This window comes from Flectobacillus major DSM 103 (assembly GCF_000427405.1).
In the GTDB taxonomy this organism is placed as follows: Bacteria; Bacteroidota; Bacteroidia; order Cytophagales; family Spirosomataceae; genus Flectobacillus; species Flectobacillus major.
On the sequence record NZ_KE386491.1, the window covers coordinates 2,665,799 to 2,684,970 of the forward strand.

A 19,172-nucleotide genomic window follows, 5' to 3' on the forward strand; every position below is an offset into this window, starting at 1 on the left:
CAAATTTAGTTCTTGAATGACAAAATACTCAAACCAATGAAGCGTCTTATCTTTCCGTTTATCATATTTTTGCTGAGTTCAACACGACTATTGGCTTCGTACATCTTGATTCCGATGGATGAAACCCAAAAAAACCACCTTAAAGCTTATGGTATTGCTTATTGGGTACTAAAAACACATGACACCGAAGTAGAGTGGCTTTTGAATTATAGGGGGGGCACTTTTATGATTCCTCAAGCCCAAAAATTTGAAAATGAATTGGTGATTCGTGGGGTTAGTTATGAAGTGATTTCTGACGGCGATGCTGCTCAAATCAGAACTGAAGTGAGTAGCCCCGATGTGAATATGGATGTTGTAAAACTTCAAAAGCCTCCTCGTGTAGCGGTGTATTCGCCCAAAACAGCTCAGCCTTGGGACGATGCCGTTACTCTAGCTATGACCTATGCCGAAATCCCTTACGATTTGGTATTTGACGACGACGTTATGGGTGGTAAGTTGCCCGAATATGATTGGTTGCACTTGCACCATGAAGATTTTACGGGACAAATGGGGAAGTTCTGGAATCAAAGTAACCAGAGTTGGTATCAGGCTCAACTGCGTGAAGACCGCAAGAATGCAGCAAAATATGGCTTCGATAAAGTTTCTCAGCTCAAATTGGCTGTTGTAAAAAAGATTCGTGAGTTTGTAGGTGGCGGTGGCTATATGTTTGCCATGTGTACCGCTACCGATACGTATGACATAGCCTTGGCTGCCGACGGTATGGATATTGTCGATGCCTTCTATGATGGTGACGGCTATGACCCAAAAGCAGATAGCAAATTGAATTACGAAAATACTTTTGCTTTTCAGAATTTTGGGTTGGTGTATCACCCTCAAGTTATCGAATTTTCTAATATCGAGGCATATCCCAACAACGAACGGCCTGTTCGGGAAGAAAATGATTACTTTAATTTGTTTCAGTTTTCGGCCAAATGGGACCCTATTCCGACAATGTTAACGCAAAATCATGAAACAACTATTCATGGTTTTATGGGGCAAACCACTTCGTTTAAAAAGACGATGGTAAAGCCCGAAGTTACTATTTTGGGTGAAAATCGCTCGCTCAACGAGGCTCGGTATATTCATGGTACATTTCTCAAGGGTTTTTGGACGTTTTATGGTGGCCACGACCCCGAAGACTACCAGCACTTTGTGAACGAAGAGCCAACAGATTTGAATTTGCATCCTAATTCGCCTGGATACCGATTAATTCTTAATAATGTGCTATTTCCAGCAGCAAAGAAAAAGAAGCAAAAAACATAATAAATACCCTTATATTTTGTAAAAAAGTTTGGATTTCGGCGTTTAGGTGCCAAATCTAAACTTTTTTTATTTTATCGTTGTTTTAATTTTTTCATTATCAAGCTAGTTCAAAAGCTCTTTTATCCCAATATCTTCCATTTATAATTTCTTTTTTAATGTCAAAAAAAACATACTATTCTCTTATTCTTATTCTTGGTAGTTTAACCGCACTTGCTCCGTTTTCTATTGATATGTATTTGCCTGGTTTTCCTGTAATTGCCAAAGATTTGCATACCACCGCAGCTAAAGTATCACTTACGCTTTCTGGTTTTTTTATTGGTATTTCAGCAGGACAACTTTTATATGGCCCTTTATTAGACCATTTTGGTCGTAAAAAACCCCTTTATTTTGGATTGAGCTTGTATATTCTGGCTTCATTGGGTTGTGTTTGGGCCAACAATATCGACACACTTATTGTACTCCGAATTGTTCAGGCTATTGGCGGATGTTCGGCTACGGTAGCTTCTGTAGCCATGGTTCGTGACTTATTTCCTGTAAAAGATAGTCCGAAAGTATTTTCGTTGTTGATGCTTGTATTGGGTGTCTCACCGATGATTGCTCCTACTTTGGGTGGCTACGTTACTGCTACCTTTGGCTGGCACTCGGTATTTGTGATTTTAACTATGATTGGTGCAGTGTTATTACTTGCTACAATTCTTTGGCTGCCAAACAGCTTCAAGCCCGATGCCAATCATTCGTTGAAGCCTGCTCCTATTATCAAAGACTTTGTCTCGGTAATTACCGAACCTCAATTTTATACGTATGCCCTAACAGGAGCTATCGCTTTTTCAGGTTTATTTGCTTATGTAGCGGGGTCGCCTCTCATTTTCATGAGTGTATTTCAAGTAAGTGAAAAAGTCTACGGCTGGATTTTTGCCTTTCTGTCGGTTGGGTTTATTGGCTCTAGTCAGCTCAACAACATTCTTTTGAAGCGATTCAAAAGCGAGCAGATTGTTCAGATAGCCTTGGTTGGTCTGATTGTTATTGGTACTATTTTCTTGATAGCCTCGTACAGCAACTGGCTTAATTTGGGCATTACGATTTTATTTCTTTTCTTATTTTTGGCGTGTATTGGTTTTGCCAACCCTAATATGGCGGCACTTTCACTTGCACCATTTACCAAAAATGCAGGCAGTGCCTCGGCTTTGATGGGAGCATTGCAAATGGGTATGGGGTCATTGATTTCTGTTATTATTAGTCTTTTCGATGTGCCGTCAACATTGCCAATGGTAGCGGCTATGGCTGGTGCAGCTTTACTGGCTAATTTGGTTTATCTGGTAGGGAAAAGAACTATCAAACATCAAGTAGAATTAGGTCATAATATGGATACGGGTGTTTTGCACTAAACAAAAACCTCAGCGAGGAAACCTCCCTCGCTGAGGTACTAACACTATTCTTTGGCTTTGACCAACGACGATACAGGCAAGGTAAACACGTATTTTCCTGAACCAATCGTAGTATAAATATCACCTTGATTGGTGGTTATATTGCTAATATTTACTCCACTTTCGGCTATTTCGCTGGCACTACTAGCAGGAAAATAAACTGTAGTTTGTGTATTGGCTGGCACTTCGACTGCCAAAGTAAATACCCCATTTTCGATTTTCCATGACGATGCTAATACGCCATAAGGTGTTTTTAAGCTTGCTTTAGCAAAAGTTAGCCCTCCTCCTATTTGTGGCTTGACAATACTGGCTTTGTAGCCTGCACCTTCTGCCTCCTTGGTGTCTATTCCTGCAACTGTGCGATACATCCAATCGCCAACTGCTCCATAGGCATAGTGATTAAATGATGTCATTCCTGGGTCTTGAAAAGTACTGTCGGGTTTCATAGAATCCCATCGCTCCCAAATTGTTGTAGCCCCATGTGCTTTAATAGGATATAACCACGATGGGTACGTTTCTTGTAATAGCAATTTATAAGCCACATCATTTTTACCAAAACGAGTTAAAACAGAATTCAAAAATGGCGTACCCAAAAAGCCTGTTGTAAGGTGATACCCATAAGACTTGATGTTATTTTCTAAACGCTCAACCGCTATTGGACGAATCGCTTCGGGTAGCATATCAAATTGTAAAGCTAAGATATAGGCAGTTTGTGTCTCCGAAATCAATCGTCCTGAAGCGGTCATATATTCTTTTTGAAAGGCTTTTCTGATACGCTCCAATAGATTTTCATATTCTTTGGCCTCCTCGTTTTTATTCAATAAATAAGCTGTTTTAATCATAATTCCTACATTATAAGCATAAAAACACTGGGCCACCAAATAATTATCAGTAACGGCAGAGCGCTGCCCTATCGCTTCTTTAGAATCATCTACACGAAATGAAAGCCAATCAGCAAACTGAAAGCCTGTATTCCATAGGTCGTTTTTGGCTACACCTCGCATATAGTCCAAATATGCCTTCATACTACTATACTGCTTTTCAATCAATTGTTGGTCGCCATATACTACATACATATTGTAAGGAATAATAATACTGGCATCTGACCAACCCGCCGCTCCACTCGGGCTTCCAAAGCCTGAGCTTTTGAGTACATCGGGAATAACGTAGGGTACGGCTCCGTTGTCGTATTGGTCGGCTATTACGTCTTTTAGCCATTTAGCAAAAAACTGGTTTACGTTAAAGTTAAAAGCGGCTGTTCGTGAAAACACTTCGGCATCGCCTGTCCAGCCCAAACGTTCGTCACGTTGAGGGCAATCGGTGGGTACGTCCAAGAAATTGCCCTTTTGTCCCCATTGAATATTCTTTTGTAATTGATTCACCAATGGATTTGAGCATTCAAACGAACCTGTTGCCCTCATGTCGGAATATAGAGCTATTGCCGTAAAATCGACGGGATTAATTTTATTTTTTAGCCCTTCTACTTTTACATACCGAAAACCAAAAAAGGTAAAATTAGGCTCAAAGGTTTCTGTTCCTTTACCGCTCAGGGTATAAGTAGCCTGAGCTTTGGCCGAACGTAGGTTTTCAAAATAAGGAACACCTTTTTTATCGAGCATTTCTACATGATATAATTTTATGACATCCCCTGCCTGACCACTGGCTGTAAACTTTACCCAGCCTACAAGGTTTTGTCCAAAATCCAATATGGTTTCTCCTTTGGGCGAGGTCAATACCTTAATTGGTTTGAAGGTTTCATGTTTTTTGATAGGTTCGTTGATAGCTGCATTCAGATAATGGGAAGGGAAGTTCGTTTCTTTGGCATTTTTCCATGAAGAATCGTCAAAAGAAGCGACAGCCCAATTATTTTGATATTGGCGAGCATCTTGAATTTCGCCGTCATAAATTTCTGAATAACGAATATGACTTTCTGCTACTTTCCACGAGTTATCAGAAATCACTGTTTCTTCTGTACCATCGGCATATTTAATGGCTAACTGGAAAAGTAAAGCCGTTTCTTTCCCATAAATATTTTTCTGATTCACCCATGCCAGTCGAGTACGATACCAGCCACTACCTAGCAATACCCCTATCGCATTTTTTCCTATGGCCAGTAAAGACGTCACATCGTAGGTTTGGTATTGTAAATGCTTGTTGTAGCTTGTCCAACCAGGTGTAAGGAAGGCATCGCCTATTCTTTTGCCATTAATTTGGGCTTCGTACAAGCCTCGTGCGGTAACAAATGCTGTAGCCGAAACTATTTTCTTAGAAGCGTCAAAGGTTTTTCTAAACATAGGAACAATCCCATTGACAGTATCGCTGGCTATTCCCGAACTTATCCATTTGGCTTTCCATTCGGCCGAGCTCAATAATGCCGTATGAAAATGGCCGTTGTTCCACTCAGATATATTTCCCTGATTGTCCCATACTTTTACCTGCCACGTATAACGTGTATTTGACTGAAGTGCAGCCCCTTGATAGTTATTGAACAATGATGATTCTGATAATACTTTTCCTGATGACCAAACATTCTTTTTTCCTATTTTGACCTGTATTTCAAAAGCAGTTTGCTTAATATTGCGTTTGTCAGACGTAATTTGCCAACTAAATCTGGGCTTAGCTGCATCCAATCCAATAGGATTACTGAGGTTTTCTAAGAGTAAATTTTGTACTTGAATTTGTCCAAAACTACCTATCGTATACAGCAGTAAGACAATACTCATTATCAATTGCTTCATTGTGTTTTTAGTGTATTAAAGGGTTGAAATTAATCGGTAAAGGAGTTTTTATTACGTAATCGTACAAAATAAGCTTAACCTCTGATATTCGGTAATTACTTCATAAATAAGCAGTTAATAAAAAATTAGCATTTCGGCTTAAAATATAAAGGTATTGGAACCTCCTACAAGCGGATACGATTGATTTTTCCAGAGGAACGTTCCTGTTACCTGATTTGGCAGTTCAACAAGGATATTCCATTTACCTTTTTTTAGTTGATACGATACCCTAATATTACCTTGTGGATGTGGCATTGTACCCCCGATAGCTTCGATTGAGCCTAAGTGTGGCTTGATTTTTACTTTGGAAAAACCCGCTGCATCGGAGTCGATGCCCAATAGAACTCGATAAAACTCAATGTTGGGACTTGCTCCCCAAGCATGACAATCAGACCTAGCTTGCTCTACTTCCGAAATCTCTGCCCAAGTGCTTAGTCCTAAATCAATATTTTTTTGCCAATCGCCTAGCCATTTTATATAATCATTGCCCAATCCTGCTTGTACCAACGCTTGATGTAAATAGTATTTGAAATAGATAGAGGCAGGAGCTAAAGCAGTATTTATGGTAAGTTGCTGCCCGATACTCAGAGTCTGTGAGCCTTCTACGGTATGTGTCAAAATAGCCAATGCGTTGGCGTGTTGCGAAAAAATATCTTTATCTTCGGTATCAGCAAATAGCTCTTTGGTACTATCCCAATACTTGGCTTTAATGGTTTTCTGAAGCTGGATTGCTTTTTGGTTATATATATTGGCATTTTCCTTTGACCCTAGCAGGCTTTCCATTTCGGAGGCCAATTGTAATGCCCATAGCAACTGAAAGTCGAGAATACTGGATTCTCCTGATTTGCCATAAGGAGCTACACCATTACTCCATCCTTTTCTAGCTTGTACCCAATCGGTAAAAACCCAATATGGCACATTTTTGAGTGTTCCATCGGCCTGCTGATATTGCTCAAAAAACCATAGTACATTGCGTACTCCTTGCATTTTGTGCTTGATATAAGGTTCGTCGCCACGATACCGCCAAAAATCATGGAGCATACCAATATACCACAAAGAAAAAGTGGGTATTTGTTGTGGGCTAAATGAAGGGTGCCGACTCAGGGTAATACCTTCGGCCATACGAGAATGATCCATTTGGTCGAGGGCATTGCGTACCAGTCGGTCGTCGCCAGCGGTATAATACGATACCAAAGCCTGAATACGGGTATCACCAACGTATTGTAATTGTTCATAAAATGGACAATCCATATAAGTTTCGACAGCACACAAGCGAGCTGTGAGCCAACCAATCTCCAAGATTTTGTGAAGATTGGCCTGAGGAGTTTCAAAAGTAGCTTTTTTGACAAAAGGGTATCCTGTAAAAGTGCTATAAATATCATCGAGCAAAAGTGGTTCGTCTTGCGTATCTATAGTAAGTTGTACATATCTGAACGTTCGCCAAGCAAGGCTTGTAAAATTTTGCTGAATAGCCCCACTCGACACAATACTATCTTTTCGCCCTGCCATAACTTTGCCCGCTATTTCATTTCTATTGCCTTTCCGCAATTGTCCTTTTTTGAAAGGGGCTGCCTCAAATAAGGCTTCGGCATATACCATCGAAAGTCGACTATTCTTTCCTTTACTAAAAAGCAATGTCGGATAAGCATTGGTCAGATGCGACTGATCTAAGGTAATTGTCACGTGCGAACGAGCTGGAATAGTAATAGGGGTTATTTTTTGAGGAAAACCCTGCGGTATAGCGATTCCCTCTGCTAACCCAACTTTGGCAAAACGTTGAGTTGACAGTTCCATTTGAGGAATCCCCGAAGGTACGAGCATCCAGTCGGTAATATCGCCTATGCCTTTGGGACTAGCTCCTCTCCAACTAACGTGCATAGCATTTTGCCATGCTGTATCATCAAATTCATTTTTTTGCCAAGTTCCCGCAACCGCCAAATTCATATCCAGCAATTCGCCTGGCCCAGCCACATAATAGGTCTGATAACCAACACCCGTAATAGGCCGATAGGCTTTACTAGCCAAAGATTTCCATGAAGAGTTAGTATTAATAATACTTTCTTTGGTAGAATTTCCCTGTAATACAAAACCTGTACGATGCGATATTTGCCCTTCTGGACGATATTCGCCGTCATTCCAAACGATAGAAGAAATCGTATTTTTACCTTTTTCCAAATAAGGAGCAATATCGAGTGTTTCAAAATTCCAGTAAGATAAATCGCCTCTGGCAGGCCCCAACGATACCATTTTGCCATTAACAAACAATTTATATCGGTTATCGCCCGAAACATGAATTACGAAACTGTTGGAGGTAGATTGCCAATCGAAGGTTTTACGAAAAAAATAAACGCCGTAGTCTTTAGCTGGTTGGTTAGGAACAGCTATCCAATAAGCATTCCAAGATTTTTGTAGAATATCAGGGTTAATATTTTGGGCTTTTACGATTATTGTATTAGGACAAATACAGACAAGAACCCATGTAAATAGCCACAAACTTTTGCTTATCATTTTCATCGTTAGTTGACGGTTTAATCACAATATAGTTATGATATTTCCTTTTTTTGTCCATATTGCATAACACAAATGTATAAAAAGAAAAATACTAAACTGTCATTTCCAATCCTTAGAAAATAAGATTATATGATAGTTTTTGATTATTTAATTAATAACTAAAAACTATTTAAGCAATTGCAGTATATGACACCAAAGTTCTTCAAAAAATTGTGGATTACAAGGGAATCCAATACACACCCACTACCTATATTACAGCATATTAATCAAAACATGGTTAAACTTCCCTCTAAAAATATAGGAGTAATTTTTGCAATTACCTCCAAATAGGCAACTGCAAGAATTACTCCTACAGATATTGATATAACAATCAAAACTTGTTAAAAAGCTTATTATCAACCACTTGTGGATTTATTTAGAAAAAAGGCGTTTCTGTATTTGCCATTTTAGGTTGGCGTATAGCTTCATCAAGCCTTTTGGCAAAATATAGTTTTGAAAAACGTTCTTGATATGCTCGGCACTGTTAGGTCTCGACAAAATCAATGATTTAATCGCATAAAAACGGCTCAAAATAACATTATCGCCATACTGAATAGAGTTGGCTAACATCAAATAATATCTGGCTATATTCTTTTGTAATATTTTATGATAACGGAAGTCTAATTCGGCATCTATACCTTGGTACATTCCTATTCGGTTGAATAAAAACCCTGCATCCTGTTTTCCATCGGTAAAACTCATTCCTCCCCCATTTTTACGATAAACCGACATTACTTCATTGATATAGTAAAATTTGCCATGCTTACCCAAAAGAATATACCGAGGAATATCTCCACTTTTGGATTCATGAAACCATTGTGGGTACTCAGTAATAATACCATTGCGAAACATCACTGCCGATGTAGCCATGTACCAAACCTCATCTTCACCCACCAAATCCTCGACGGTTGTAACTACCTTTTGGTGTTCGTCGTTGACATAATGGTCGGGATGCGAGCCATCCTCAAAATGAATAAGAGCATTATGAAAACAAGCCACAAAGTCGGGGTTGGCATCCAAAAAATCTACTTGTTTTTGCAATTTATGAGGGCTAGTCCAGTAATCATCACCATCCATTGCGGCAATATATTGCCCTTTACTAGCAGCCAAAGTAGAAAGTGTATTGTTTTTTCCGAAGCCCCCCAAGTTTTTTTCGTGTAATAGCGGTTTTATCAGGTGAGGGTATTTGGCTTGGTATTCTCTGATAATTTGTGGAGTAGTATCGGGCGATGCATCATCGCCTACAATTACTTCAAAATCAAAATTTACGACTTGATTAACAATACTATCGAGGGTTTGTCTAATAAACTTTTCGTGGTTGTAAGTATGTACAATAACACTAACTTTAATCATTGAATAAGTTGGATTGAAGAAGTCAAACCTTGTTTTGGTGGAATGAAAAATAAAAAGCCTGTGTGGAATACCGCACAGGCTTACAAAGATACAATAATATTATTAGGCAAAAATTTGCTCTAGCTGTTCTTTTTTAGGAAAATCTGGTGTAACCAAATTTTCCTCGGGTTTATAGATATATGGCATTGGAAAACCACGCTCTTGGAAAGTAGCCTCGCTGATGTTGTTGTATCGTAGCTGAATCGACCAACGAACATTCTGCGTGATATTATTACCAGAACGGTGTACCAAAAATGCTGAGAAAATCAACAAATCGCCAACCTCAAAAGAAGTTTGTACGTAAGCTTCTTCTGGCAAGGCATCTTGAATAGAGCCTGTATAACCAGAGGTATCGGCATTGAGCAATCCAATGGTATGACTTGCAGGAATAATTTGAAGCGAGCCCAAATCTTCACCACAATCAACCAACGGAAACCACAGTACTACACTGTCCAATGAGCCTTGACCTGTTCGCCAATCTTGGTGTGCCCCTAATTTCCAGTGGCTCCCCCCCTTCGACAAAAATCGACTATTGAATTGCATAGCAGGACGTACTGCAATGGTTGGAAATTCATATCCGATTTTTTTGAGTAAATCTACAATTCTATCATCTGTACCTAATCGATGCATCGAAATAAGGTGCTGTACTTGCTTACCTGTATTAACAAAAGACGTAAAATCTTTGTCGAAGTAATCAAACATTGCCTTTTCAAAAGTATCACGGTCGTTGATATCTACCTCTATGCCTAATACTCTTTTTATTTGGATTGCAAATAATTGACGAGCCTCTGTATATATTTTTGCGATTTCTTCTTTGCTGAAAAAGTTCTTTAAAATCAGATACCCGTCTTTATTGAATTGTTCTTTTAAAGTTGCCATAATGTATTATTTTTTGCTAAAAAACGCTTAGCGAATGAGTTTAACAATGGCTCAAAATTATCAGACAATTAGGTAGGTTTTGATGATAAATATCAAACTACTTAATGACTATTTTTCTAAGACAGCATACGCAAAACCTGCTGCACCAAAACCATTGCCGTTGTACAACAAATATTTCTTGTCATTATGTTCATAACAATGAGCATAATTTATCATTTGGTAGTCAAAGTCTGCTGGGTTATCAGATTTACCAATACCTACCAAATCATCCTTTCTTTCCCATTTGATACCATCCAACGACTCGGCATAGCCCATTCTATAGCTTTGGTTGCGGTCGGTACGGTAGTCTCTTGTATGACGGTACGAATAATACATTTTGTAAATACCGTCTTCTTTGAACACACTTGGACGACCTACTGCGTGCAAGAAATCGTCGAAAGGTAATACCACATCACCTGTTGGTGTCCAGTGGATACCATCTTTTGATTCGGCGTAGCGGCAGTCGTAGAAAGGTTCAGGGTAGCCGTGAATATACTCACATTTTTGTCCTGAAATATACCACATTCTCCAAACACCATTATCGTACATTACCGACGGCTGTGCAGCCCAGATTGGGTTATGAATAGAGCGGTCCATAATAGGGCCTTTAAACATTTTTTGGAATGTTAAACCGCCATCATGGCTTACAGAAAGCCCCATAGAAAGGCGGTAAGAATTATGCGTTCTGTTCCAGCCTGTATAATACAACCAAATATCGCCATTGGGCATATCCACAAACCACGCAGGCATAGCCCCTGTTTCGTCGTATTCGCCAGGGCCACCCAATTCTAATACAGGTTTGTCATGGATATAGCGAATTTGCGTAGGGTCGTCGTATTCTACATCAATAAAAGTGGGGCGAGATTGCCCGCTAGCGTCTCTTGTTGAAAAATAGATTCTCAAAAAATCCTGATGCTTATAAGCAAAAGGTACTTGTGCATGAGATTGGCTATGTGCCAATGACCCATCTGGTTTATATATCAATCCTTTTTTAACCCACATATTATTGCAATAGTAAATAAGAGATTGAATAAGGATAGAGGCCCGAAGCCCGTGCTATTGACTTACCCAATCAGCTAGTATCTTATGAATTTTTCTTAGCGTTTCTTTCTGCACGAATACGCCAGTTATCTTCAAAATCCTTTCCTGGGATTTGTAGATTAACATTTACTTCTGGAGCTTTGTCGGTTTTGGCATAAGACAATACATAATAACCAAAGCCAAAAATCCAGTGTAATTGAAAGTCAGCAATATTTTTAGGTAAATCCTGTAAAGGTACTTCATCAGCAAACATTGGATTGGCCTGCATCAACGTTTGGTAGGTTGGTTCATTTCTAAGCCAAGGAGCTACGCTTTCGTCGCCCACTACCACTTTACCACCTACTTTTACCACACGGTTAAACTCTTCAAAAGCTTCTTTGCGTTCAGCAAAAGTATTGATACCTCCAAAATGGAAAACAGCGTCGAAAGTATTGTCTTCAAAAGGTAAATAAGTACCATTAGCAATAAAGTAATTCACAGCAACATTATCGGGCTGTAAACGCTGTTTGGCCAAACGCAACATATTAGGTGATAAATCCGACAAAAAGGCTTCACCATTTGGAGCAATAGCCCTAATAATCAATTCCGAGTCTTTTCCTGTACCTGCACCTACTTCTAGGACTTTCATACCGGGCTTTAAACCCAACAAGTCTGTCATTTTTTGGCGAGTTGTAGCTTCGTCGGCATTCAACGATTCAAATACCCAAGTTACACCACGGTCATAACGCTGGTAAGCGTCATTGTAAGCCAATTGTTCTTTGCGGTCTTGCTCAAACAATTCCTTCGGGAAAGTTAGGTCGACGATGTCGTTTACTTCATACGAAATAGGCTCATCGGCCGAAGTGTTATGCAATGTTTTTCCATCTTCCGACAACACTAGAGGCGTTTTTGTCTTTGGGCAAATAAAGTTTTTATCGTAATTACTCATGATATGGCACAAATGCTTTCGTGATATAGATTATAAATTAATGTCTTTGCTTGATATTTTTGCTTTTTCGGCAGGATTACCTTTGTAAATACTCCAAGGGTCGGTTTTTTTGCCAGTAAAGTTGGTTCCCATAGCTATCAAAGTACCCTCGGCCAAATGTACGCCGTCACGAATGGTAGCATTTACACCAATAAAACAATAAGGCTCAACCACACATCTACCCGACAACACTACATGCGAGGTAAAATAGACATGGTCTTTGATAACACCATGATGCCCAATATGATTGCCACTCCACAATACCACATTATTGCCAATAGTTACAAAAGGCTGAATGGTGTTATCTTCGAGAATAAAACAGTTTTCGCCAATTTTATCAGTCAAAACGGTTGCTCTTGAACTGATGTAAGAAATGAACTCGTATCCCAAGTCTTTGGCTTCTTGATAAACTTTAGCCCGCACTTGGTTCATTTTCCTTTCAGAAAGTGGAGCAAAAAAATGATAAGATGTAGGTGGAAACAAAGTTGTTACCTCCTCAAAAGGAACTACAGGTAAACCACAGAAAGTAGGTTCAGTATCTGGCTCAGCTTTGATATACTCACGGTTAACAGTAAATGCTACGATTTCATGTTCTGAATCGGTTGTGAGATAATAATGTGCCAACTCTGCCACTAATTCTGTTCCAAAAACAACAACTTTTGCCATAATTAAGGGTTTGATTTAGTACTAGATAAGCTCGTACTTATCCAAATAGGATTTTATGTCCTCGACACTATTAAACATTAAAACATCCAAAATTGACAACCAAGGTACAAATTCATTTTTGAACTGTGGGTATTGGATTGCCTGAGTTTTGATAAAGTTGAGTTGTATTTGTTTTTCGGCAAATACCTCTTTGTTATACAACTCCATACCACCAATCGGGTTGATATAGTGGTTGGCTTGTTCTTGCAAACATATATCCAAGATACGCTCTTGTGCCTTGAGCTGCGTATTTTGGTAGATAGATGACGATGGGACAATTTGAGTACCAATCCCCAAATACGTACATATAAGCTGTAAATTCTCAACAATAATTTCCGAAAATATCAACTTTTCAGAGGCAAGAGTAGCTTGTATCAAAGGCAAAATAGCTTCAAAATAAGGAGCTTTTTTATAGCTTTGCTCTAAGGTTTTCAGCCATTTATTTTTCCAATTACTATCCCAATTTACCTCTATCTCATTGATAAGTTTGTTTTGGCTTGCTTCTTTTAAAGGTATCGTAAACAAACTGTCTTTGCCATTTACTAATATTCTATTTCGATTAATCCACCCACGGTTGATAAAGTTGACATCGTCATAAATCACGAATTTGTCAACCGCATTGATTAATTGAAAATACCCTATATATGGAAAAATATAGGGCTGCATGATTGCTAATTTCATATCTGAAACACTCTGGCAAATACCAAAATGGTCTTTATTTTAATTTCCTTAAATAATAGTCTTCACCTTTGGTAATCAGCTCCTTCATAGTGGTATCTGTACCTAAGCGAATATCGCCTTTCTGTGGTTTTATTACACTTTTGGCAAAAAACAAATATTCTGCTTCTTTCGGAATAGGACGCAAGCCCTGTTCAAAAGGATTTAATACAATCAATGTTCGGGTAAGTTTATCGCCCCAAAGAGGATATTCAAAGTCGTCGTTCATTGTACCTAGTGCTACTACCGCATTTTGTGGTACAAGCTCGTTAAACTTCAAATACGCTGGTGTAATATCTGGGCGAGCCCATGTTTGAAACGCAATACGCTCGGTATCAAATGCAGATGGACGACCAAATGCAGCAAATGGCAAACAACGTTCATTTAGGAAAACTACTAAAATACCCGATAATGCCCCAACAAAAACCACGAAAACTAAATACAATTTTAGTAAACGGGCAAAACTAGCCAATTTATGCCAAACCGATTTTTCAAATAACAGGGTCAAAAATGGTACAGCATACACTGCTGTACTAATCATATAGCGCCCCTTCCAAGGGTCGTAGGCTGCCGTAAATGACAAGGCTATAAAATGTAACACAAAGGCTATACCTAATACATAATACCCTAGCCCTTTTTGGATAATACCTAACAAAACCAATACAATGAGAGGCAATATGAGAGCAAAACCATAAATACCCCAGTGAGGATTGGCATTGAAAAATTCAAAACGTATATCATAAGAGAATGGTCGAATGGTATAGCTTTCTTCTTCTTCCAAACGCAAATTAAGGGCCTTTTCAACCTTGGCAATAGGCTTACGCATCTCACGGTTTACTTCTTCAAATACCGCTACATTTCGTAATCCATCTAAATTAACCATGTCGATAGCATAACGAACAATATTGCGACTTCCTTGCTTGAGCAAATTCGCTAATGTTCCTGCTCGTTCTACTGATTGGTGCTTCAGAGCCGTTGGTGGCCCAATCGGGTGATGAAATACTTTGATATTGACCAAATAACCTGTAGGTAACGCAAATAGCATAATACCTATCACTAATCCTGTGGCGAGGTGTTTAATACGTTTTATCACTAATGCCCAAAATGTGGCAAACGAAATAGGATTGATTGATACAAATTTGCGACGAATATCTTCTCCGAAAACGGTATATAAAATGATAAAAAACAAGGGCGGAAAAGAGAACACAAAAGTAATTTTGTGCCCTAAGGCTATACCAAAGGTTATTCCGGCCAAGTACAAATAACGTCTCCAGCGTTTTTCTCGATATGTAAACAAGAAATATACCAAACACACCAAATAAGACCCTAGTACAATATCGGTTTCGGTAGAAATAGACTGCATTAGTACATCTGGCAAAAGCCACATCACCAAAGCACAAAACACACTTGCCGAGAAGTTTTTAGTAAGGCGTTCGGCAATACCAAAGACCCCAAACCCTAGAATAATATAAGCAGAATGATGAATAACTTTAAACCAGTTTTCAATCTTACCACTCATCAAATAATTATAAATCTGAATCGTACAAATACTTTTAGGATAGGTATCTATATTCCAGTTTGTACCACCAAAATGAGCCATAGTGCCATGACGCATATAATACATCAGGCGGTTGAGGTGCCCAGTCATACTGTCCCATTCGTTGGGAACAGTATAGAAAATCAGGAATAAGTTTGTAATTTCAATTACGGCAAAAGCCCCAAACAATAGGCCAAAAATCCATTTTAGCCAAAGAGGAAGATTTCCAAACCAATTCCAAACCAGCTGCATTCTACTTCCAATAATTTCAAAGAAAGTAAAAGATTCTCGTTGTTCTCGGCCAAAGAGCTTTGTAAATTGTACGTAAAAAATAAAAGCGGGAATAAAAACGGAAATCGCCCAAAATCTGCGGTCGTCAATTTTATTTACTTCAGAGAGAATAAAACCTGTTAAAATTACACTTCCACAAAATGTAATATATGCCGTAAGGACAATATCCACCAACGATTTCATACAGACAGACCCTAGAGGCTACCCTCAATACAAAGCCAATGAAGCTGGCAAAAAGGATTGGATAGATAAAGTTCATGTTTAAATAGTTTGATGAAAGAAGTTCATTACAAATGTTGGTTGACAATTTCGGCAATTCGTCGGGCATCGTCATGAGCCAAATCATAATATAAAGGCAAAGCCAAAGCACGAAGTGCAAAATCGTCTGAAATCGGGCAATTGCTTTCTTCTGTCACAAATTTCAAAGTACTAAGCGATGGGTAAAAATACCTTCTTGGCACGATTTGATGCTCGCCTAGGGCTGCCTTTACCCTCAATAATACCTTTTCCGACTCTAGGAATATTGGGTAATAGGCATAATTTTTTTCGGTAGCAAGCCTCAACTCTGGTCTTCCTAACTTCTCCCAATTGAGTATGCTATCGTATATCTCAAAAATTTCTTTTCTAGCCTGAATAATTTCACCAACTTTAGGCAAATTTACTAAGCCCATAGCAGCATGAAACTCTGAGTTTTTGCCATTGATACCAATAGTCAGATATTCATCACCAATGTGGCCAAAGCTACGATAACGGTCTATCAGCCATGCGTAGTCGTCGTTATTGGTAAGAATAGCCCCTCCTTCAATGGTATGAAATACCTTGGTAGCATGAAAACTACAAGTACTAATATCGCCAAACGACAATAGTGATTTGCCATCTACATTCACCCCAAAAGCATGAGCGGCATCATAAATCAATTTGATATTATGTTTATCGGCAATTCGTTGTAACTCATATATTTCACATGGATTACCATAAACATGAGTTGCCAAAATAGCCTGTGTATCGGCTGTAATAGCCTCTTCAACCTTCTGAGGGTCGATACACAAATCGGACGTTAAAATATCGGCAAACACAGGTTTACAACCTTCCCAAACTACCGAATGAGAAGTGGCACAATAAGAAAATGGCGTAGTAATTACCTCTTTAGTAATATTAAGTACCTTCAAGGCAATCTGTATAGCGATTGTTCCGTTTGAAACAAACAAACAATGCTTTACTCCAAGAAAGTCTTGGATTTGTTTTTCTAACTCACGTACCAACGGCCCATTATTTGTCAGTTGGTTTCTTTCCCAAATGCCTTTTATGTACTCCTGATATTCTTCAAAAGGAGGCAAATATGTTTTTGTAACGTTAATCATCTTGTAGTAGGCTGTATATGATTAAATCTATGAAGTTTCTCATTTTGAGTAAAATCAGAAAGCTTTATTTCATATACAATTAAGTGACATTTTCAAATTCGAGCTGAGCAATCGGAAAATCAATTTTGGGACGTACATAACCCGGCCATTTTCCGTACCAAACAGTGCCTTCACGGTAATCTTCTATTTCAAAAATTAGTGCTTCTTCAAAATTATACATTACTGTGGCGGTATCTTTTACCACCATAAATGACAAAGCATACGAGCCATCGTTCAAGAAATTACCTGGTATTTCACATTCTGCCGAAATAATTCCTTTCTCCAATTTCAATGATGGTGTTCCTATATTAAAGATACATTCTCCTGTCAAAGAGTTTAAATGTAAACTGATATTAAGATTTACGGCATCCATCAAATTCCAGAACTCAATTTTGATTTTAAATGAAGTCCTTACATCAAGATGGCGTTGGTTGTCCAAATAATCAGGAACAATCTTAACACTTTTTAGCTTCACTTTATCATTACCTGGGGCTTCTTCTAGTGTACTGTACCAAGCCTCAAGATCAGTTTTCTGGATATGACTCAAATAAGTAGCCATTACCTGATTGGTTTCACCCATTTCAACTAATTGCCCTTTTTGCATAAACATAGCCTTATTACATAGGCCTTGTACTGCTGTTAGATTGTGGCTTACAAACAAGATTGTACGACCAGAATTGGAAGCATCTTTCATTTTACCAAGACACTTTCTTTGAAAATCGGCATCCCCTACCGCCAACACCTCATCAACAATCAGGATTTCTGGCTCTAGGTGAGCAGAAATAGCAAAACCCAAACGCACATACATACCCGATGAATACCTTTTTACGGGTGTATCCAAAAACTTTTCAACCCCTGCAAAATCTACAATAGCGTCGAAGTGCTTTTTAATTTCATCACGTTTCATCCCCAAAATAGCCCCGTTCAAAAAGATATTTTCACGTCCCGACAATTCAGGATGAAAGCCTGTACCCACTTCCAACAAGCTGGCAACACGACCTTTTATCGCAATTTTTCCGTGAGTAGGCTCTGTAATACGGCTTAAAACCTTCAATAAAGTAGATTTACCCGCACCATTCGACCCAATTACCCCTACTCTATCACCTTGATTGATATTAAAACTTACATCTTTCAAAGCCCAGAAATCTTCGTGAACAACCTCATCGTTATCATTTTTAGTGAAGATATTCTTTACGGCATCCGTAATTACCTCACGAAAAGTGTTCGATTTAGCATTGCCCTTTTTATGGTCGATGATATATTTTTTGCTAATATTTTGTGCCTCAATAACTGTCATTATGCTATCAGAATTCAGAAGTTTAAATATAATCTACAAAGGAGTTTTCTCTTTTTCTGAAGAAAACTATGGCTATAATTGTTGTTGCACAAACAAAAATGATGGTAGGAATAAAACTTGTCCAACTAAAAAATGGATAATTGGGAATTAAACACCAACGAAAACCTTCTATGATACCAGCCAAAGGATTAAGCCACGCATAAAATGGATACCACGACAAATCTTTGATAGAAGAAGTTGAATACGCAACAGGACAAATAAAGAAACCATACTGTACAATCAATGGTACAATTTGCTGAAAATCACGATATTGTACATTTAAAGATGCAAATATCACCCCCAAACTAAGAGCCGACATAAAGGCAAAAAACAAAAATACTGGTACAAATATAATGTGCCAATCAATCCCTACATGGCTATAAATCAAGAAAGGAATCAATACAAGAAACCCTACCAAAAAGTCTAACAACGGTACTGCTGCCGAGCTAAGGGGCATCAATAAGCGAGGGAAATACACCTTCGATACCAAGTTGGCATTGCCTGTAATACTTCCACTTACCTGCTGAAATGCAGTAGCAAAAAAGTTCCAGAAGATGACTCCTGTAAATACGATAATTTTAAAATCAATTCCTGAAGTATCGGAAATTTTGGCTACTTTATGAAAAGCAAACACGAATACCAATACGGTTAGTACAGGCCTTACAATAGCCCAAGCTACCCCAATCATGGTTTGCTTATAACGCACCGTAATGTCACGCATTGCTAGAATCCACAACAATTCTCTAAAGCGAACAATATCAGCCCAATAATGCTTTTCTGACCTTCCTGCCTCTATTACTGTTTCTTGCATTGTA

General features: G+C 38.6%; 14 protein-coding genes. 2 read left to right on the plus strand and 12 right to left on the minus strand.

Annotation, left to right across the window (positions count from 1 at the left end; translation table 11 throughout):
- Window positions 1–36: 36 nt before the first annotated feature.
- Window positions 37–1,302: a hypothetical protein gene (locus FLEMA_RS69100; protein WP_044174697.1), complete on the plus strand. Its 1,266-nt coding sequence runs from the start codon at window positions 37–39 to the stop codon at window positions 1,300–1,302.
- A 155-nt stretch (window positions 1,303–1,457) separates the two neighbouring features.
- Window positions 1,458–2,687 (plus strand): multidrug effflux MFS transporter, encoded by a 1,230-nt coding sequence (locus tag FLEMA_RS69105; protein ID WP_044171725.1) that lies wholly within the window; start codon window positions 1,458–1,460, stop codon window positions 2,685–2,687.
- A gap of 44 nt (window positions 2,688–2,731) precedes the next feature.
- On the opposite strand, the gene FLEMA_RS0118860 is transcribed toward FLEMA_RS69105, so the two are convergent.
- The 12 genes from FLEMA_RS0118860 to FLEMA_RS0118960 all read right to left on the minus strand — a co-directional run bounded on the left by FLEMA_RS0118860 (window position 2,732) and on the right by FLEMA_RS0118960 (window position 19,168).
- Window positions 2,732–5,464, minus strand: a complete 2,733-nt coding sequence (locus FLEMA_RS0118860; RefSeq protein WP_026995872.1) for a family 78 glycoside hydrolase catalytic domain — start codon at window positions 5,462–5,464, stop codon at window positions 2,732–2,734.
- A 138-nt stretch (window positions 5,465–5,602) separates the two neighbouring features.
- A complete protein-coding gene (locus FLEMA_RS0118865; protein ID WP_218918535.1) occupies window positions 5,603–8,017 on the minus strand; it encodes an alpha-L-rhamnosidase-related protein in 2,415 nt (804 codons plus the stop codon).
- A gap of 408 nt (window positions 8,018–8,425) precedes the next feature.
- Entirely contained in the window at window positions 8,426–9,406 is a 981-nt protein-coding gene (locus tag FLEMA_RS0118885; RefSeq protein WP_026997759.1) for a glycosyltransferase family 2 protein, read from the minus strand.
- Window positions 9,407–9,508: 102 nt separating this feature from the next.
- The gene (locus FLEMA_RS0118900) at window positions 9,509–10,324 is read right to left on the minus strand and encodes a phytanoyl-CoA dioxygenase family protein (protein ID WP_026997760.1); all 816 of its coding nucleotides are present in this window, start codon (window positions 10,322–10,324) and stop codon (window positions 9,509–9,511) included.
- Between the two features lie 108 nt (window positions 10,325–10,432).
- A complete protein-coding gene (locus tag FLEMA_RS0118910; protein WP_026995873.1) occupies window positions 10,433–11,365 on the minus strand; it encodes a glycoside hydrolase family protein in 933 nt (310 codons plus the stop codon).
- A gap of 82 nt (window positions 11,366–11,447) precedes the next feature.
- Window positions 11,448–12,332 carry a class I SAM-dependent methyltransferase gene (locus tag FLEMA_RS0118915; RefSeq protein WP_026995874.1) on the minus strand — a complete coding sequence of 295 codons (885 nt, stop codon included), beginning with the start codon at window positions 12,330–12,332 and terminating at the stop codon, window positions 11,448–11,450.
- 30 nt (window positions 12,333–12,362) lie between these two features.
- The gene (locus tag FLEMA_RS0118920; RefSeq protein WP_026995875.1) at window positions 12,363–13,037 is read right to left on the minus strand and encodes an acetyltransferase; all 675 of its coding nucleotides are present in this window, start codon (window positions 13,035–13,037) and stop codon (window positions 12,363–12,365) included.
- A 21-nt stretch (window positions 13,038–13,058) separates the two neighbouring features.
- Window positions 13,059–13,757 (minus strand): WbqC family protein, encoded by a 699-nt coding sequence (locus tag FLEMA_RS0118925; protein WP_026997761.1) that lies wholly within the window; start codon window positions 13,755–13,757, stop codon window positions 13,059–13,061.
- 34 nt (window positions 13,758–13,791) lie between these two features.
- Window positions 13,792–15,804, minus strand: a complete 2,013-nt coding sequence (locus tag FLEMA_RS69110; protein WP_229359430.1) for a glycosyltransferase family 39 protein — start codon at window positions 15,802–15,804, stop codon at window positions 13,792–13,794.
- A gap of 104 nt (window positions 15,805–15,908) precedes the next feature.
- Window positions 15,909–16,982, minus strand: coding sequence for a DegT/DnrJ/EryC1/StrS family aminotransferase (locus tag FLEMA_RS0118945; RefSeq protein ID WP_026997762.1), 1,074 nt, complete (start codon window positions 16,980–16,982; stop codon window positions 15,909–15,911).
- 79 nt (window positions 16,983–17,061) lie between these two features.
- Window positions 17,062–18,318 (minus strand): ABC transporter ATP-binding protein, encoded by a 1,257-nt coding sequence (locus FLEMA_RS0118955; protein WP_026995877.1) that lies wholly within the window; start codon window positions 18,316–18,318, stop codon window positions 17,062–17,064.
- Window positions 18,319–18,340: 22 nt separating this feature from the next.
- Window positions 18,341–19,168: an ABC transporter permease gene (locus tag FLEMA_RS0118960; protein ID WP_026995878.1), complete on the minus strand. Its 828-nt coding sequence runs from the start codon at window positions 19,166–19,168 to the stop codon at window positions 18,341–18,343.
- Window positions 19,169–19,172: the final 4 nt, after the last annotated feature.

Excerpts from the sequence above, each read along its gene's own strand:
- FLEMA_RS0118955 (WP_026995877.1), bottom strand. The coding sequence starts at position 18,318 with ATGACAGTTATTGAGGCACAAAATATTAGCAAAAAATATATCATCGAC.
- FLEMA_RS0118945 (WP_026997762.1), bottom strand. The coding sequence starts at position 16,982 with ATGATTAACGTTACAAAAACATATTTGCCTCCTTTTGAAGAATATCAG.
- FLEMA_RS69110 (WP_229359430.1), bottom strand. The coding sequence starts at position 15,804 with ATGAAATCGTTGGTGGATATTGTCCTTACGGCATATATTACATTTTGT.
- FLEMA_RS0118910 (WP_026995873.1), bottom strand. The coding sequence starts at position 11,365 with ATGTGGGTTAAAAAAGGATTGATATATAAACCAGATGGGTCATTGGCA.
- FLEMA_RS69100 (WP_044174697.1), top strand. The coding sequence starts at position 37 with ATGAAGCGTCTTATCTTTCCGTTTATCATATTTTTGCTGAGTTCAACA.
- FLEMA_RS69105 (WP_044171725.1), top strand. The coding sequence starts at position 1,458 with ATGTCAAAAAAAACATACTATTCTCTTATTCTTATTCTTGGTAGTTTA.
- FLEMA_RS0118885 (WP_026997759.1), bottom strand. The coding sequence starts at position 9,406 with ATGATTAAAGTTAGTGTTATTGTACATACTTACAACCACGAAAAGTTT.
- FLEMA_RS0118865 (WP_218918535.1), bottom strand. The coding sequence starts at position 8,017 with ATGAAAATGATAAGCAAAAGTTTGTGGCTATTTACATGGGTTCTTGTC.
- FLEMA_RS0118960 (WP_026995878.1), bottom strand. The coding sequence starts at position 19,168 with ATGCAAGAAACAGTAATAGAGGCAGGAAGGTCAGAAAAGCATTATTGG.
- FLEMA_RS0118860 (WP_026995872.1), bottom strand. The coding sequence starts at position 5,464 with ATGAAGCAATTGATAATGAGTATTGTCTTACTGCTGTATACGATAGGT.
- FLEMA_RS0118925 (WP_026997761.1), bottom strand. The coding sequence starts at position 13,757 with ATGAAATTAGCAATCATGCAGCCCTATATTTTTCCATATATAGGGTAT.
- FLEMA_RS0118900 (WP_026997760.1), bottom strand. The coding sequence starts at position 10,324 with ATGGCAACTTTAAAAGAACAATTCAATAAAGACGGGTATCTGATTTTA.
- FLEMA_RS0118920 (WP_026995875.1), bottom strand. The coding sequence starts at position 13,037 with ATGGCAAAAGTTGTTGTTTTTGGAACAGAATTAGTGGCAGAGTTGGCA.
- FLEMA_RS0118915 (WP_026995874.1), bottom strand. The coding sequence starts at position 12,332 with ATGAGTAATTACGATAAAAACTTTATTTGCCCAAAGACAAAAACGCCT.